Origin of the sequence: Yoonia sp., assembly GCF_046292185.1 — a bacterium.
Classification (GTDB): Bacteria; Pseudomonadota; Alphaproteobacteria; order Rhodobacterales; family Rhodobacteraceae; genus Yoonia.
Map to the genome: position 1 here is coordinate 1 of NZ_JBKBQY010000074.1, position 16,766 is coordinate 16,766.

Annotated in this window: 16 protein-coding genes and 1 pseudogene; 9 read left to right on the plus strand and 8 right to left on the minus strand. The window is 60.5% G+C overall.

The genetic code is table 11. The annotated features are described in order from the left end of the window. The 3 genes from ACK4TM_RS13000 to ACK4TM_RS13010 all read left to right on the plus strand — a co-directional run. A partial coding sequence (locus ACK4TM_RS13000; RefSeq protein ID WP_409701948.1) for an aldo/keto reductase occupies positions 1-855 on the plus strand: 855 nt, incomplete at its 5' end. Continuing rightward, positions 852-1,922 (plus strand): NAD(P)/FAD-dependent oxidoreductase, encoded by a 1,071-nt coding sequence (locus ACK4TM_RS13005; protein WP_409701949.1) that lies wholly within the window; start codon positions 852-854, stop codon positions 1,920-1,922. The genes ACK4TM_RS13000 and ACK4TM_RS13005, both read left to right, overlap by 4 nt. Positions 1,923-1,974: 52 nt before the next feature. After that, on the plus strand, positions 1,975-2,268 hold the full coding sequence (locus tag ACK4TM_RS13010) for a hypothetical protein (RefSeq protein ID WP_409701950.1): 294 nt from the start codon (positions 1,975-1,977) through the stop codon (positions 2,266-2,268). On the opposite strand, the gene ACK4TM_RS13015 is transcribed toward ACK4TM_RS13010, so the two are convergent. Next, positions 2,265-4,757, minus strand: coding sequence for an FAD-dependent oxidoreductase (locus tag ACK4TM_RS13015; RefSeq protein ID WP_409701951.1), 2,493 nt, complete (start codon positions 4,755-4,757; stop codon positions 2,265-2,267). The genes ACK4TM_RS13010 and ACK4TM_RS13015 overlap by 4 nt on opposite strands. 102 nt (positions 4,758-4,859) lie before the next feature. After that, on the minus strand, positions 4,860-5,846 hold the full coding sequence (locus ACK4TM_RS13020) for a 2-hydroxyacid dehydrogenase (RefSeq protein ID WP_409701952.1): 987 nt from the start codon (positions 5,844-5,846) through the stop codon (positions 4,860-4,862). 108 nt (positions 5,847-5,954) lie between these two features. Between ACK4TM_RS13020 and ACK4TM_RS13025 the strand changes: the two genes are divergently transcribed. Together ACK4TM_RS13025 and ACK4TM_RS13030 are read left to right on the plus strand one after the other, a co-directional pair. Beyond that, positions 5,955-6,485, plus strand: coding sequence for an SH3 domain-containing protein (locus ACK4TM_RS13025; RefSeq protein WP_409701953.1), 531 nt, complete (start codon positions 5,955-5,957; stop codon positions 6,483-6,485). 45 nt (positions 6,486-6,530) lie between these two features. After that, complete coding sequence (locus ACK4TM_RS13030; protein ID WP_409701954.1) at positions 6,531-7,457, plus strand: cation diffusion facilitator family transporter; 927 nt, start codon at positions 6,531-6,533, stop codon at positions 7,455-7,457. A gap of 36 nt (positions 7,458-7,493) precedes the next feature. Here the strand turns inward: ACK4TM_RS13030 and ACK4TM_RS13035 are convergent, their stop codons facing one another. The 5 genes from ACK4TM_RS13035 to ACK4TM_RS13055 form a co-directional block, all read right to left on the minus strand. Next, positions 7,494-9,515: a M3 family metallopeptidase gene (locus tag ACK4TM_RS13035; protein WP_409701955.1), complete on the minus strand. Its 2,022-nt coding sequence runs from the start codon at positions 9,513-9,515 to the stop codon at positions 7,494-7,496. Between the two features lie 93 nt (positions 9,516-9,608). Next, positions 9,609-10,658, minus strand: a complete 1,050-nt coding sequence (locus ACK4TM_RS13040; RefSeq protein WP_409701956.1) for a HesA/MoeB/ThiF family protein — start codon at positions 10,656-10,658, stop codon at positions 9,609-9,611. Then, positions 10,655-11,101, minus strand: coding sequence for a dUTP diphosphatase (gene dut, locus ACK4TM_RS13045; protein WP_409701957.1), 447 nt, complete (start codon positions 11,099-11,101; stop codon positions 10,655-10,657). Before dut ends, ACK4TM_RS13040 begins: the two co-directional genes overlap by 4 nt. Then, complete coding sequence (coaBC, locus tag ACK4TM_RS13050) at positions 11,098-12,291, minus strand: bifunctional phosphopantothenoylcysteine decarboxylase/phosphopantothenate--cysteine ligase CoaBC (protein ID WP_409701958.1); 1,194 nt, start codon at positions 12,289-12,291, stop codon at positions 11,098-11,100. The genes dut and coaBC overlap by 4 nt, the downstream gene beginning before the upstream one ends. A gap of 66 nt (positions 12,292-12,357) precedes the next feature. Beyond that, the gene (locus ACK4TM_RS13055) at positions 12,358-13,236 is read right to left on the minus strand and encodes an RNA polymerase factor sigma-32 (RefSeq protein ID WP_409701959.1); all 879 of its coding nucleotides are present in this window, start codon (positions 13,234-13,236) and stop codon (positions 12,358-12,360) included. Between the two features lie 90 nt (positions 13,237-13,326). Here ACK4TM_RS13055 and cobU point away from each other — a divergent pair, with 90 nt between their 5' ends. From cobU to ACK4TM_RS13075, 4 genes and pseudogenes are all read left to right on the plus strand, one after another. Next, complete coding sequence (gene cobU / locus ACK4TM_RS13060; RefSeq protein WP_409701960.1) at positions 13,327-13,842, plus strand: bifunctional adenosylcobinamide kinase/adenosylcobinamide-phosphate guanylyltransferase; 516 nt, start codon at positions 13,327-13,329, stop codon at positions 13,840-13,842. Then, positions 13,839-14,417 (plus strand): histidine phosphatase family protein, encoded by a 579-nt coding sequence (locus ACK4TM_RS13065; RefSeq protein WP_409701961.1) that lies wholly within the window; start codon positions 13,839-13,841, stop codon positions 14,415-14,417. Before cobU ends, ACK4TM_RS13065 begins: the two co-directional genes overlap by 4 nt. A gap of 59 nt (positions 14,418-14,476) precedes the next feature. Next, the gene (locus ACK4TM_RS13070) at positions 14,477-15,166 is read left to right on the plus strand and encodes a glutathione S-transferase (protein WP_409701962.1); all 690 of its coding nucleotides are present in this window, start codon (positions 14,477-14,479) and stop codon (positions 15,164-15,166) included. A 43-nt stretch (positions 15,167-15,209) separates the two neighbouring features. Further along, a pseudogene (locus tag ACK4TM_RS13075) lies at positions 15,210-15,854 on the plus strand (magnesium chelatase domain-containing protein); the annotation flags it as partial. A 336-nt stretch (positions 15,855-16,190) separates the two neighbouring features. Here the strand turns inward: ACK4TM_RS13075 and ACK4TM_RS13080 are convergent. Beyond that, entirely contained in the window at positions 16,191-16,586 is a 396-nt protein-coding gene (locus ACK4TM_RS13080) for a hypothetical protein (RefSeq protein ID WP_409701963.1), read from the minus strand. Between the last annotated feature and the right edge of the window lie 180 nt (positions 16,587-16,766).

Here is a 16,766-nt window from a genome sequence, read left to right on the forward strand (position 1 = left end):
GATGCCGCAGAAAGTACCGCGATGTATGATGCCGTGCGGGACGCAGGCATTAATCATTTCGACACTGCCGTACGATATGCGGATGGTGAGGCGGAAAAGATTCTCGGCCAGTTGATCAAGACTGAACGTGACAAGATTTATCTGGCGACCAAGGTCGGCTATACGGGCGGGTCAAGCCGTGCCAATATCATGGCACAGTTCGATATCTGCCGCCGCCAGTTGCAGCAGGATCAGATAGATCTGCTTTACCTGCACCGGTTCGACGATGACACGCCGCTTGCGGAAACCTTCAGCACCATGGCGGAACTGCAATCATCGGGCGCTGTCCGCCATATTGGCGTGTCGAATTACGCCGCCTGGCAGGTGATGAAGGCGCAGTCTGTCGCCCGCGATCTGGGCACGCGGATCGATGTCATGCAGCCGATGTATAATCTGGTGAAACGGCAGGCCGAGGTTGAGATTTTTCCGATGTGCGCCGATCAGGGAATACAATTGGTGCCCTATTCGCCTTTGGGCGGCGGGCTGCTGACCGGCAAATATGTCGGCGGCGGCACCGGGCGGCTGACGGATGATCCGCGCTACAAATCGCGTTACGGGCAAGGCTGGATGCATGAGACCGCCGCGCGGCTGACCGATCTGGCCCGCGATCTGGGGACGGACCCCGCAACGCTCGCCGTGGCATGGGTCATGAATCATGCGTCAGGGCCATCACCCATTATCTCGGCCCGGTCATTGGCGCAGTTGCAACCGTCGCTGGATGCGGTCGGGTTCAACATGACGCCGGAACTTTACACGCTGATCACGGCACTCAGCCCGGCACCGCCGCCTGCGACCGACCGATTGGAAGAGGCGTGATCGATTTCCTGATCATCGGTGGCGGTATCGCCGGGGTGTCGGCTGCCGCACGCTTGTCGGCGCTGGGCAGTATGACAGTGTTGGAACGCGAGGATGCGCTGGCTTATCACGCCTCTGGCCGCTCTGCCGCTTTGTTCGAGGAACATTATGGCAAGCCATCAACCGTGGCGCTGAACCAAGCGGGCTATGATTTTCACCGCGATGCGGGCGTTTTGTCGCCACGCGGGCTGATGCTGGTCGGCAATGCGGCAGAGGCAGGACTGTTCGACGCCGATGTGCTGGCGATGCAAATGCAGCCAATCACGATGGACCAGGCCTTGGCGCTGATCCCGGTGCTGAACCCTGACCGCGTGGATCGTGCCGCCTATGACCCGCATGCCTGGGATATGGATACCGACAAGCTGATCCAGACCTTCGCGAAACAGGCCCGCGCCAGTGAGGCGCAGATCGTCACCAAGGCAGAGGTGACGGGGATCACACGCACCGCGACAGGCTGGGCCGTCAGCACCAAGGCGGACGATTATGAGGCGCGCAATCTGGTCAATGCCGCCGGTGCCTGGGTCGATGTGATCGCCAGCATGGCGGGCGTTGCGCCTTTGGGGTTTCAGCCGTTGCGCCGGTCGATGGCGCGCATTCCCGCGCCGGATGGCCATGACCTGCGCCTCTGGCCGATGGTTTTTGGCGCTGGCGAAGGCTGGTATGCCAAACCTGACGCCGGGGCGCTGATCGTGTCCCCGGCCGAGGAAGACCCGGCAGACCCGCATGATGCCTATGCCGATGACATGGTGCTGGCCGAAGGGTTGGCGCGGTACGAAGAAAATGTCACCACCCCAGTCACCCGGCTGCTGGCGTCATGGGCCGGGCTGCGCACCTTTGCGCCGGATCGCAATCTGGTGCTGGGGCCGGACCCGGCGCATCCGGGGTTTATCTGGTGCGCGGGGCAAGGCGGATATGGCATGCAATCATCGCCGGGGGCGAGCCAGTTGCTAGCCGATCTTGTCGGCGGCACGCCGCCTGCGCTTGCGGCAGATATGGTGGCCGCGCTGCGCCCTGACCGGTTCCGCTAAATATTTCGCGCGCCATCTTACAAAGCGGACATAGCCCGCATATCTGCACCCAATGCAACGCCAACGCGACCGTATCCGTGCCCGATTTGACCGACAATATCGCAGGATATCGCCGCATGTGCCGGGTATGGCACGTATCCGCAAACCCGGTTGGATGATCGCGCGGATCATCATTGCAGTGATCTTTATCCTTGGCGGGTTTCTGGCGATCCTGCCGGTCTTTGGCCTGTGGATGATCCCGGTGGGGCTACTGCTGTTGGCGATTGATCTGCCCATGTTGCAGGGCCCGGTGTCCCGGGTCCTGATCCGGGGTCGCCGCCGGATTGATTTGTGGCGCAGGCGTTAACCATCCACCCGGATCGTGGCGTTTTGCGGATCATAGGGGCTGTCTTCGACGATCACCGCGGGCCAAAGCTGATCCAGCATCTTGACCTGTAGCTCTGTGCCAACCACCGCCATTTCCGGTTTGACATAGCCCATGCCGATGGATTTGCCGAAAGCCACCGAATAGCCACCCGAGGTCAGACGCCCGACGCGGGTGTCACCGTGATACAGCGCCTCGCGCCCCCAAGGGTCCGCATCCGCCGGACCGTCGATCAACAGGGTGACGCATTTGCTACGGATACCCTTTTCCAGCATCGCATCCTTGCCGTGGAAATCCTTGGACAGGTCCACAAAACGCGGCAGATCAGCCTCCAGCGGGGTCGCGTCCCGGCCCAGTTCATTGCCGAAGGCGCGGTATGATTTTTCCTGCCGCAGCCAGTTCTGCGCCCGCGCACCGACCAGTTTCATCCCATGCGATGCGCCTGCCTTTTCCAGCAGATCGAACAGGTAATTCTGCATCTCGATCGGATGATGCAATTCCCAGCCAAGCTCGCCCGTATAGGCAACCCGGATCGCATTGACCGGGCACATGCCGAGTTCGATCTGGCGCGCCGAAAGCCATGGAAAACGCTTGTTCGACAGGGCGGTGGCGGGATCGGCATCCTTGATCACGCTTGTCAGCACGTCGCGGGATTTCGGGCCTGCGATGGCGAAGACGCCCCATTGCGTGGTCACGTCCTGTGCGTTGATGCGGCCAAATTCCGGTTCTTTGTCTTCAATCGCTTTTAACAGATAATCCTGATCATAGGCACTCCATGCCCCGGCAGAGACGAGGTAATAATCATTCTCTCCATTGCGCACGATGGTATATTCCGTCCGCGTCGTGCCATGGGCGGTCAGCGCATAGGTCAGGTTGATCCGGCCAACCTTGGGCAGTTTGTTCGTGGTGAACCAGTCAAGAAAGGCGGTCGCGCCTGCGCCACTGATCCGGTGTTTGGTAAAGGCGGTCGCGTCGATCAGGCCGACACCTTCACGGATCGCTTTTGCCTCTTCCACCGCATATTGCCACCAGCCGCCGCGCCGGAATGATCGCGCGTCATGGTCGTTGAACCCGGCAGGGGCATAGTAATTCGGGCGTTCCCAGCCGTTCACAAACCCGAATTGCGCGCCGCGCGCGGCTTGCCGGTCATAGGCGGGCGATGTCCGCAAAGGGCGGCAGGCGGGCCGTTCTTCATCCGGGTGGTGCAGGATATAGACGTGGTCGTAGCATTCTTCATTCTTGCGCGCCGCGAATTCGGTCGTCATCCAGTTGCCGTAACGCTTGGGGTCGAGGCTCGCCATGTCAATCTCGGCCTCGCCATCGACCATCATCTGCGCAAGGTAATAGCCAGTGCCACCTGCGGCGGTGATACCAAAGGAGAACCCTTCCGCCAGCCACATGTTGCGCAGACCGGGGGCGGGGCCGACCAATGGATTGCCATCGGGAGTATAGCAGATCGGCCCGTTGAAATCATCCTTCAGCCCCGAATCCTCACAGGACGGAATCCGGTGGATCATCGCCATATACTGGTCCTCGATCCGTTCCAGATCGAGAGGGAACAGATCGGCGCGAAAGCTGTCCGGCACGCCGTATTCGAAACAGGCAGGCGCGTTCTTTTCATAGACGCCCAGAATCCATCCACCACGTTCTTCACGCACATAGGATTGCGCGTCGGCGTCCCGGATCACAGGATGTTCGACATTGCCAGCGGCGCGGAACTGCACCAGCGCGGGGTCCTGATCCATCACGATGAACTGGTGTTCGACGGGGATCGCCGGGATCTTGATCCCCAGCTTTTTCGCGGTGGTCTGCGCGTGGTTGCCGGACGCGGTGACGACATGTTCGGCGGTGATGACGACCTGTTCGTCGGACGGCACCAGATTGCCGCCCTTTTCGACCATTTTGGTGCAGGTCACCTCCCAATGCGTCCCGTTCCAATGAAACGCATCTGCCTGCCATTTGCGTTCAATCGCGACACCGCGCTGGCGGGCGCCCTTCGCCATCGCCTGCGTCACATCGGCGGGGTTAATATAACCATCGGTGTGGTGATACAGCGCGCCTTTCAGATCGGACGTTTCGATCAGCGGCCATTTCGCCTTGATCTCATCGGGGGTCATCCAGACGTAAGGCACATCGCAGGTTTCCGCCGTGGACGCATAGAGCATGAATTCATCCATCCGCTCCTGCCTCTGCGCCATGCGCAGATTGCCGACGACCGCGAAACCGGCATTCAGGCCAGTTTCCGCCTCAAGCGATTTATAGAAATCGACGGAATATTTGTGGATATGCGTCGTGGCAAAAGACATGTTGAACAAGGGCAGCAGGCCCGCCGCATGCCATGTAGAACCCGAGGTCAGCTCGTCGCGTTCCAGCAGCATGACATCATCCCAGCCCGCCTTTGCCAGATGATAGGCGATGGAAGTCCCGACAGCGCCGCCGCCGACCACCAATGCTTTGACTTGCGTTTTCATGCTGCCGATTCCCCTGTGCCGCTTTTGGCTTAAGTTGCGCGAATTGCCTCTCGCCGGGTAGAAACCGCCGACTGCTTTACGCGCAAATGCGACAAAGGGGGGTCAGAGCATCGCAGGAACGACCAGATCGGGCGGGCGATGCCCATCAGCGAAGGTCTTGATGTTCACGATCACCTTCTCGCCCATCTCGATCCGCCCTTCGAGCGTGGCGGACCCCATATGCGGCAACAGGATCGCATTGGGCAATTCCTTCAGACGTGGATTGATCAGGTGACCGCGTTCGAACACATCCAGACCCGCACCCGCAATCTCACCTGCGCGTAGCATCCGCGTCAGGGCATTTTCGTCGATCACCTCGCCACGCGACGTATTCACGATCACGGCGGTCGGTTTCATCAGCTTCAGCCGCCGCGCGTTCATCAGATGAAAGGTCGATGGCGTATGCGGGCAATTGATCGACAGGATATCCATCCGCGCGACCATCTGATCCAGACTTTCCCAATAGGTGGCGTCCAGCGCCTCTTCCACTTCGGGGCGCAGGCGGCGGCGGTTGTGGTAATGCACCTGCAAACCAAAGGCGGCGGCACGGCGGGCGACGGCCTGCCCGATCCGGCCCATGCCAAGGATACCCAGACGCCGCCCCTTGATCCGCCCCCCCAGCATGGCGGTGGGGGACCAGCCTTGCCAGGCGTCGGATTCAGCGAGTTTGATCCCTTCCCCCATCCGCCGGGTCACGCCAAGGATCAGCGCCATCACCATATCGGCGGTATCTTCAGTCATCACGCCGGGGGTGTTGGACACATGGATGCCGCGCTGCCGTGCGGTGGCCACGTCGATGTGGTCCACGCCGGCCCCGTAATTGGCGATCAGCTTTAGTTTATCGCCCGCGCGGCCCAGCAATTTGGCGTCGATCTGATCGGTAATCGTGCAGACCAACACATCTGCCGATTGCATCGCCTCGACCAGTTCATCGGACGACATCGGTATGTCGGTCTCCCGCAATTGCACGTCGAAGAGTTCTTTCAGCCGGGTTTCGACCTGTTCGGGCAATTGTCGCGTCACGACAACAGTCAGATGCTTTCCTGTCATGCTTGGTCTCTCCCGGGTTTTCAAATCATGCCTTGCGTGGCAGGTTGCGCGAAAGGGACGCGCAGCACAAGAACCGCGCGCCGCAATCGGGCAGCAAAAGGCCACAAAATGAAGAGTTTCGTGCATTGGTTCAACGCGGCGCGTCTGGCCGTCTGCGCCGTCCTGTTGATCACCACGACAGCGTTCGCACAAGAAGCCAGCGATGGCCCGGCCCTTGGCCCGGAAACCAACCTGCCGGTGCCGCGTTTCGTCTCGCTCAACGCGTCAGAGGCGAATGTGCGGCGTGGCCCGTCGCTGTCACACCGGATCGATTGGGTTTTCACACGGCGCAACATGCCGCTGCAACTGGTGGCCGAATATGGCCAATGGCGCCGCGTGATAGACCGCGACGGGCAAGGCGGCTGGATTCACTACACCTTGTTGTCGGGCGCGCGCACTGTGCTCATCAACGCCGAGAACACGCCCCTGCGCAACCGCCCCGATGTCAATGGCGTCGAGAACGCAATACTTGAGGCGGGCGTGATCGCGCGTCTGGGCAAATGCGAGCCAGAATGGTGCCAGTTGACCGCGGGCGGCTATCGCGGCTGGGCCCCCAAATCGGTGATCTGGGGCGTCATGCAAGAGGAATTGCGCGACTGAATGTCGCGGATTGTCAGCGCGCGCATGAAGGCCTAAGCCACAGGCATGACCATGCAGACCGACTCTCGCCTCAACCTGTCCGCCGGACTTTTGTCCGTGAGCGTCGCTGCCGTTCTGGTTGCTGCGAAACTTTGGGCGCTGGCTGAAACAGGATCGCTTGCGGTGGCGGCCACACTGGCCGACAGCGCGATGGACCTGATGATGTCACTGGGCGGACTGGCCGCCATCGCCTATGCCGCCAAACCCGCCGATGACGACCATAATTTTGGCCATACCTCAGCCGAGGATCTGGCCGCCTTGGGCCAGTCCCTCTTCATCCTCGTCTCTGCCGCCGTGATCGCCGTGGCCGCCGTGCTGCGCCTGCTTGATGACAGGACCGCCATGCCGCAGGCTGAGGGTTTCGGGATGGCGGTGATGGTGTTTTCCATTGTCGTGACATTGGGACTGGTGACATGGCAGCGCCATGTGGCAAACCGCACCGGCAACAAAGTCGTTCTGGCCGACAGCCTGCATTACATGGGCGATCTGATCCCCAATATCGGCGCCATCGTCGCGCTCTGGGCGTCGGCACGGTTCGGGCTGTTCCAGATCGACAGCGTCGTCGCACTGGGTGCGGCGGCCTTTCTGGCCTTCGGCGCGCTGCGCATCGGCAAAAGCGCCTGGGACGCGCTGATGGACCGGCAGGCAGACCGTGCAATGATCGCAGGGATCTGCGACATCGTCGAAAAATGCGACGGCGTGCGGGGATATCACGACCTCAAGACACGCGTCGCGGGCAGCCGGGTTTTCGTCAACCTGCATATCGAACTGGACGGCACCCAGACGCTTGATCAGGCGCATGAGATCGGCGCAGCCCTGCGCCGGTCGATTGTCGCCGCCTATCCACATGCCGATGTGCTGATCCACAAAGACCCGGTCGGCGTGCAGCGGCACCCATCCGACCCACGCCCCCCCGCATCGTCCGAGCAATAATATCCGCGCGCCGCGCGCATCGACGGCGCAGGACGATCAGGCCGCCAGACCGCGCCCTTTAAGCAAAGCCTCGACCCCCGGCATCCGCCCCCGGAACGCCGTATAAAGTTCGGCGGCATCAACCGAACCGCCCGATGACAGGACCGTCTTTTCCAGCTTGGCGGCGGTGATCGGGTCAAACGGATCGCCAGCCTCGTCAAAGGCGGCGAAAGCGTCGGCATCCATCACCTCGGACCACATATAGCTGTAATAGCCACTGGAATAGCCGTCACCGGCAAAGACATGTGCGAAATGCGGCGTGGCGTGGCGCATGCCAATGGCGCGCGGCATCCCAAGGTTTTCAAGGATTTCCGCCTGCCGCTGCATCGGATCGGCAGGCGCAGGGCCATTGTGAAATTCCAGATCGACAAGGGCAGAGGCGATATATTCCACCGTCTGAAACCCCATGTCATAGGTCGCGGCCCCCAACATCCGTTCCAGCAACGCATCAGGCATCTTTTTGCCAGTCTCCGCATGGGTCGCGAATTCGGACAGAACGGCCGGGACCTCCAGCCAATGTTCATAAAGCTGGCTGGGCAGTTCCACGAAATCACGCGCGACAGATGTGCCGCTGATGCTTTCATAGGTCACATCCGACAGCATCTGGTGCAAGGCATGGCCGAATTCGTGGAACAAGGTGCGCGCATCGTCATAGGACAACAGCGCCGGTTTGCCCGCTTCGGGCTTGGCGAAATTGCACACGTTGACGACATGGGGTCGTGTATCGCCGCCCAGCCGTTTCTGCGACCGCATCGCCGAACACCACGCCCCGGACCGTTTCGATCCGCGCGCGAAATAATCGCCGATGAAAACTGCAATATGTTCACCGTTGCGGGTGACGTCCCACAGCCGCACGTCTGGGTGATAGACAGGGCCGTCGATGGGTGCAAACGCCAGCCCGAACAGGCGGTTGGCGCAGGCAAAGGCCGCCTCGATCATCCGGTCCAGTTGCAGATAGGGTTTGATTTCCGCCTCATCCAGATCATGCAGGTCCTTGCGCCGCTTTTCCGCATAATAGCGCCAGTCCCAAGGCTCCAGCGGCCCATCGAAACCATCTTGATGCAGCATCCGTTCCAGCACTTTGGAATCGTCCAGCGCCGCAGCTTTCGCCGGGTCCCAGACCTGCATCAGCAAATCGCGCACTGCGGCGGGGCTGCCCGCCATTTCGGTTTCCAGTTTGAAAGCGGCGAAACTGTCGTAACCCAAGAGCTTTGCGCGCTCTTCCCGCAAGGCCAGCGTTTCGGCGGCAATCGCGCGGTTATCCGTCGCACCCCCATTGGCGCCACGCGCGCCCCATGCCTGATAGGCTTTTTCACGCAGGTCGCGCCGGTCAGAGAATTGCAAAAACGGCACGATCAGGGACCGTGACAGGGTAACCACCGGGCCGCCTGCGTCTTTTTCCACCCCGGCAGCGCGGGCCGTGGCGATCACGAAATCGGGCAGCCCATCCAGATCATCGGCACCCAGTTTCATCATCCAGTCGCGTTCATCTGCCAGAAGGTTCTGCACGAATTGCGTGCCCAGCACCGACAGCCGCGATTTGACGGCGCGCAGCCTTGTGGCTTCGGCATTTTCCAACTGCGCCCCTGCGCGCACGAAACTGCGCCGGGTCAGCATCAGCACACGGGCCTGTTCATCGGTCAGATCAAGGCTGTCGCGATCAGCCCAGAGCACCTCAACCCGCGCGAAGAGCGCCTTGTTCTCGGAAATCTCGGATGAATAGGCGCTCAGCAAAGGCGCGAAATCACGCTGCAAAGCCTCGCGCGCCGGGGTGCTGTCAGCACCGGCAAGCGCATAAAACGCACCCAACACGCGGCTCAGCGTGGCATCAGCCAATTCCAGCGCCTCGATTGTATTGGCAAAGCTGGGCTTTGCGGGATCATCGGCAATCGCTGCGATATTGGCACGGGCCTCAGCCAGTGCCGCATCGACCGCCGGGGCGAAATCATCATCCTTGATCGCGGCAAAGGGTGGCAGGCCAAAGGGCGTGTCCCAATCGGTCAGCAGCGGATTGTTCATGGCGGATCTCCTTTTCGCTTAACCTAGGTGGCGCTTGCCCCCTTTGCCAGCACCCCGCCGCGCTTTGTTCCAAATACCCAACAGCGCTGCCGGTTAGGGTTGCGCCACGCGACCCCCACAAACCGCACAATCTGTGCGTTGTCTGATCGCGATACTCCGCGTCTGCGCATAAAGCGCATCATAGATCAAAAGCCGCCCGGCAAGCGGATCACCTGCCTGGGTGATCACCTTGATCGCCTCGACCGCCATCATCGCGCCGATCACGCCGGGGAGCGGGCCGAGCACACCAGCCTCGGCACAGCTTGGCACAAGCGCGGCATCGGGGGCCTTGGGAAATACGCAAGCATAGCAAGGCGTGCCATGGGCGGGGTCGTAAAGGCTGATCTGCCCTTCCCATTGCGTCAGGGCGGCGGCGATCAACGGGATGCCTTGGGCGACAGCCGTTTCATTCACCAGATAACGGGTGGCAAAATTATCGCTGCCATCCAGCACCAGATCGTAATCGGCAAAGAGGTCAGCAGCGATCTCTGCTGTCAGCCGCCGGTGATAGGGGCGCACGGTGACAAAAGGGTTCTGCGCCACCATCGCCATTTCAGCGGAATGGACCTTGGGCAGGCCGATGTTCTTGTCGGTATGGATCACCTGCCGCTGCAGATTGGCGTTTTCGACCAGATCATCGTCGATCACCCCGATGGTGCCGACCCCGGAGGCCGCCAGATATTGCAAGGCAGGTGCGCCCAGCCCCCCGGCCCCGATGACTAGCACACGCGCGTCGCGCAGGGCCTTTTGCCCCGGCCCGCCGATTTCGCGCAGCACGATATGGCGGGCATAGCGGTTCAGTTCCGTGTCGGAAAAGCGGGGCGATGTCACGGGCGCGGGGGTGACGGGCTTCGCCTTGGTTTTTAACCATCCCAGCATCTTGCGGTAGCCCCAGATCAGAAAACCAAAGGCGATCAGCAACCCCCAGAGCCGGGCATCACCACCTGTCGCCATCCGCAGCGGATGGCCCACGGGCAGCACGATATGCAGGATCATCACCGCGAGCAGCAAAATGGCCATCATGGTCCAGCGCGCCTGATAGGGCGCTTTCATCAACGTGCCGATCACCCACAGGGCGGCAGCCATGGCACCGACCATGATCATGTGCCGGTGGACCCGAAACCGCCGCTGCCGCGTGTGCTGTCAGACAAGCTATCCACCAGCACGAAACCCGCCTGCACCACCGGGGCGACGACCATCTGCGCGATCCGCATGCCATGGGTGATCGTCACGGTTTCGTGCCCGTGGTTGATCATGATCACGCCGACAGGGCCACGATAATCGCTGTCGATCGTGCCGGGCGTGTTCAGCAAGGTCAGCCCCTGTTTCAGCGCAAGGCCAGAGCGGGGCCTGATCTGCACCTCGAACCCTTGCGGGATTTCCATGCGCAGACCCGTTGGAATCAGCGCGCGCGCGCCGGGGGCCAGATCGACCGCCGCCCTGTCCGCGAAATTGGCGCGCAGATCGGCACCGGCAGCACCGGTGGTTTCATAGCGGGGCAGACCAACCGACGGGTCAGTGCCCGCATCCCACATCAGTTTGATCATGCGATCACCTGCGCGATCCGCTGGGCAAGTTGGGCCGCCACAGCCTCCTTGGTCATGCGCGGCCAGCTTTCCGCGCCCTGATCGGTAATCAGGGTCACGGCGTTTTCACTGCCGCCCATGATGCCAGTGGCAGGCGAAACATCATTCGCGACGATCCAGTCACAGCCCTTGCGCAAACGTTTGGCAGTCGCATGGGCGATCACGTCATCGGTCTCAGCGGCAAAGCCAATGACCAAAGGTGGACGACCCGCGCCCATCTGGGAAATCGTCGCCAGAATATCAGGATTCTCGGCAAAGGTCAGTTGCGGCAATCCGTTGCCATCTTTCTTGATCTTGCTGGCCCCGGCATTTGCCACATGCCAATCGGCGACAGCAGCGGCAAAGATCGCCGCATCGGCAGGCGGGGTGGATTGCACTGCGGCCAGCATCTCGGCTGCGGTCTGCACCTTGATGACCTGCACACCATCAGGCGGCGACACTTCGGCAGGGCCGGTGACAAAGGTCACATGCGCGCCCAAAGCGACCAGCGCGCGCGCGATCGCCGTGCCCTGCGCACCGGATGACCGGTTGGCAATATAGCGCACCGGGTCAATCGGTTCATGCGTCGGGCCAGAGGTGACAAGGATATGCTTCCCCTTCAATGGCCCATCTGTCAGCGCGGAATCAATTGCAGCAATGATATCAGGTACTTCAGCCATTCGACCGGGGCCGAATTCGCCGCAGGCCATCGCGCCCTCTTCCGGTCCGACGATCAGCACGCCGTCACCCTGCAAGGTCGCCAGATTGCGCTGCGTCGCCGGATGCTGCCACATCCGTACATTCATCGCAGGCGCGATCAGCACGCGTTTGTCGGTGGCCAGCAGCAGGGTCGCGGCCAGATCATTCGCCAGCCCGCCCGCCATCTTCGCCATCAGATCGGCCGTGGCCGGCGCGACAACGATCAGATCAGCAGCCCGCGAAAGTTCGATATGGCCCATCTCGGCCTCGTCGGTCAAATCAAACAGGTCCTGATAGACTTTGGACGCAGCCAGCGCCGACAGGCTCAGCGGTGTGACAAATTCTGCCCCCGCGCGGGTCAGCACCGGTGTCACCCGCGCGCCTTGATCGCGCAACCGGCGCAACAGGTCCAGCGATTTGAACGCGGCGATACCACCGCCCACGATCAGCAGAATATGTCGGCCCGCCAGCATCATCTCTCTCCGGTCAATTCTGGTCAGACCTTAGGGCGGAACCGACCGGAAAGACAATGTGGCGTGTCAGGCAAAGAACGATTGCACCTCGGTGCTTTGCGCCTCTAGGCTTTTGCGCATCTTGCCAAAGGCCGCTGCCTCCAACTGGCGGACACGTTCCTTGGACAGGCCAAGCTCGGACCCGAGGCTTTCCAATGTCCGCGGATCATCGCGCAATTTGCGTTCGCGCACGATGAATTGTTCGCGGTCGTTCAGCGCCGACAAAGCCGTGACCAGCCATTGCCGCAACGTATCCGTATCATGCGAATTTTCGACCCTTTCAGCGGCTTGCGGGGTGTCATCTTCCAACGCGTCAATCCATTCGCGCCCCTCATCATCGACCGATTGCGTGGCGTTGAGCGAAAAATCAGACCCCGACAACCGGCCATCCATCATCTGCACGTCATGCAGGGGGACACCCACCTCTGTCGCGATCATCTGGTGCAAATCGTGGGTTTCCAGCTTGCGGCCCTCGGCGGATGCTTCACGTTCCAGACGGGCCTGCACCCGGCGCATGTTGAAGAACAGCGATTTCTGCGACGATGTCGAACCGGTCCGCACCATTGACCAGTTGCGCATCACGTAATCCTGAATGGATGCCTTGATCCACCAGACCGCATAGGTCGAAAACCGCACACCCCGGTCAGGATCAAACTTATCGGCGGCTTTCATCAAGCCAACGGATGCCTCCTGAATCAGGTCATTCATCGGCGCGCCATAGCGTTTGAATTTTGACGCCATCGAAATCGCCAGCCGCATGTAGGCGGTGATCAGCCGGTGCAGCGCTTCTTCATCGCGCTGATCGCGCCAGGCATAGGCCAGCCGTAATTCTGTCTCGGCGTCCAGCAACTCGGCCCGCATGGCGGTCCGTGACAGTGTTTGATCAGAAAAACCGTTGGCGGCCATTATTCTTCTCCCAGATTGTCGCGTGGCGGATTAACTATTTGTTATGACTTTGCTACGCAGCGAGATGGAAAACGGATCACTCGATTTCAGATGAACAGCTTGCCGAAACTGACACTCGTGCTAGGCGGGGCCGCCTCTGGCAAATCCGGTTATGCGGAAGGGCTGATTGAGGCGTCGGGCCTGCAAAAGGTCTATATTGCAACGGCGCAGGTGTTCGATGCCGAGATGGAAGCCAAGGTTGCCCGCCACCGCGCGATGCGCGGGGACGGTTGGATCACCGTTGAGGAACATCTGCACGTTAGTGCCGTTTTGTCGCAGGTCAAACATGGTCAGGCCGTGCTTTTGGATTGCGCCACGCTCTGGCTTACGAATGTGATGCTGGCGGATCATGATATCGCCGAAGCCAGTACCGAACTCGCACATGGGCTGGCGCTCTGCCCCGGCCCCGTGGTCATTGTCTCCAACGAGGTGGGCCAGGGCATCGTTCCCGACAATCCGCTGGCGCGGCGGTTCCGCAATGCGCAAGGCGCGCTCAATCAGGCAATCGCGGCGCAGGCGGACAGCGTTGTCGCAGTGATGGCGGGTTTACCGCTGGTGCTGAAATGACGCGGCTCTGGTGGGTGCGGCACGGGCCAACGCATGAAAAATGCTTTACCGGCTGGCGCGACGTGGCGGCGGATCTTTCCGATACGGCACTGATTGCGCGGGTCAGGGGGTTCCTGCCACCCGACGCGGTGATCGTCGCATCCGATCTGCAACGCGCCTCTGCCACGGCGGATGCGATTGGCGGCGCGCGCCAGCGCCTGCCCGATCAGCGCGATCTGCGCGAGATGGATTTCGGCATCTGGGACGGAATGCACTACACCGATGTCACCGCCAGAGATCCGGTGCTGAGCCGTCAGTTCTGGGAAACCCCCGGCGATCTGGCAGCCCCCGGCGGCGAAAGCTGGAACGGCGTCAGCGCCCGCGTGGCGACAGTGGTCAATGACCTGACGGCGCGCTTTGCGGACCGCGATATCGTGCTGGTCGCCCATATGGGCGTGATCATGACACAAATCCAGCGCGCGGCGGGCTGCACGGCCTATCAGGCGATGGGGCATCAAATTGACAATCTGTCAGTCACGCAGATCACCCGCTACGCCACTGGCTGGGCGCTGGGGGCAATCAATCACCTGCCGTGATGGAGTCAATCACGCGAAGTCGCTTGGCGCTTTGCGCCCCCTGCCGCTAGCATTCTGCCATGACATACGAAGTTTACATTGGTGACCGAACATTCAGCAGCTGGTCTTTGCGCGGGTGGCTGATGCTAGAGAAATTTGGCCTGCCTTATCAAACCCGTTTCGTGGGCCTTTATTCCGGTACGATGGCCGCCGATCTGGCACATATCGCACCCGCGCGCACCGTTCCCGCGATGACAACGCCGCAAGGGTTCGTGCTGACTGACAGCCTCGCAATGGCGGAGACCTTGGTGGAAAATCACCCTAACGTGGCGCTTTATCCGCGTGATCCTGCAGCCCGTGCGCTGGCCCGGTCGATCTGCGCCGAAATGCATAGCGGGTTCAGCGCCCTGCGCACCGAATGCCCCAATATGATCGCCTATGCCTGGGACGGCTTTGTGCCGTCGGAGGCGGTGCTGGCCGATCTGGCCCGGATCGACGATTTGTGGGCGCTTGCCCGCGCACGGCACGGCACCGACAGCCCGTGGCTGTTCGGAGATTATTCGCTGGCAGATGTATTTTACGCGCCGGTGGCATTGCGGATCACGACCTATGGCCTGCCCGTCAGCCCCGCGGCACAAGCCTATGTCGATGCGCATCTGCGCGATCCGGCCTTTCTGAATTGGCGCAGGCTGGCGCTGGAAGAAACCTACGATCCATGGCCCTATCCGCTGGATCTGCCGCGCAAACCCTGGCCCGTTAACGTTTCCTAAACCATCATGCGCTACCCGTTGAGCAAGAAGCGGGGAACAGCGCATGGTCGCCATCGCCTATACAGTGGCCTTTGAAGGGATCGAGGCGCGACTGGTCGAAGTACAATGTGCCGTTACCCCCGGCGTGCCGGCATTCACTATCGTTGGTCTTCCCGACAAAGCCGTATCCGAGGCCCGCGAAAGGGTGCGCGCGGCGCTGACCGCCATGGCCATCGCGCTCCCATCGAAACGGATCACGGTCAACCTGTCACCTGCCGATCTGCCCAAGGAAGGGTCCCATTTCGACCTGCCGATTGCGCTGGCGCTTTTGGCCGCGCTCGACGTGATCCCGCGCGACGACGCGGCACAGGTCGTGGCCCTTGGGGAACTGTCGCTCGACGGGACATTGGTGCCGGTCGTCGGTGCCCTGCCCGCTGCAATGACAGCAGCGAGCGAGGGGCGGATGCTGCTTTGCCCGCAGGCCTGCGGCGCGGAAGCCGCCTGGGTCGGCGCGGCCAATGTCATCGCACCCCGCAGTCTGGCGGCAATGGTGCGACATTTCACCGGGCAAAGCGTGATCGCGCCCTCGGAACCGGGTGAGACGCAGGTGACGAGACGCAGCCGGGATTTCGCGGAGGTGAAAGGGCAAGAACGCGCCAAACGGGCGTTAGAGATCGCCGCCGCCGGGCGGCATCACCTGCTTAGAGTATGGTCAATTCAGAAACCCCATGGTTGATCATCACCATCTTGAAAAATATGCGATTTCTATGTGCCACGGCATGAATCCGATGTGTGGACACCGCCTACATTTCATGGCGGGTTCAAGGTCCACTATCCGCGTGGTTTCAGAATATTTTGCGATAAGCTGGTAAGGCGCGATGCTGTGCATGTGACGGCAAGCGGGGTTGGGACATAGCACCCTCACGACATCAGCCGCTGAAAGATCAGCAATGCGTAAAGATGCCTTAGAATCGAGGATTTGAACATGGTAGGGCATAATGAGAACATAACGTGAACATCCATCTATGCCAATCGGAACGTTGTGTCAGAACCTGAACTGGACGCCTACGCCAAAAGTCATGCTATCTTCGCCAAGGTAGGTGCTACAGCCCCTGCATGTCGGTGCTTGCCTGTCTGTGTAGTCACGGGATTCTGAACGGCCTTCCATAGCGTCCAGAAAGACGAAATCATTGGATGTGATGAACTGTTCATTTGGACGATAAGCCACGCCTGCATAGAATTTTGTGCTTTCATTGACCGTTCTTGTCGTCATGAGCAAAGGCGCAACATTACCATCAGTTGTCAGTGATCCACCAACAGTCACGTCATCGACTGTAGCAAAGGCACTTAATGGTCTTGGTGCGTCATATGGATGATCTGGTGCATTTAGCGTTGAACATGCGCTTAGTAGTAAAATTCCAGTCAGTAGTATCGTTTTCATTTCATTTCCTTTCGTGGTTTACACGTCTATTTATGGGAAATGAAACTTAGCGATTTAGTTGAAGTTGCCGATCAAGAACAATGCATCAGTGAAATTCTGGTAGTTGTAACCAGATGTAGATGACGTATTTTGCGGAAATAAATTTGCTCTTGATACTCTTATTTGCGTGTTAGATATCTG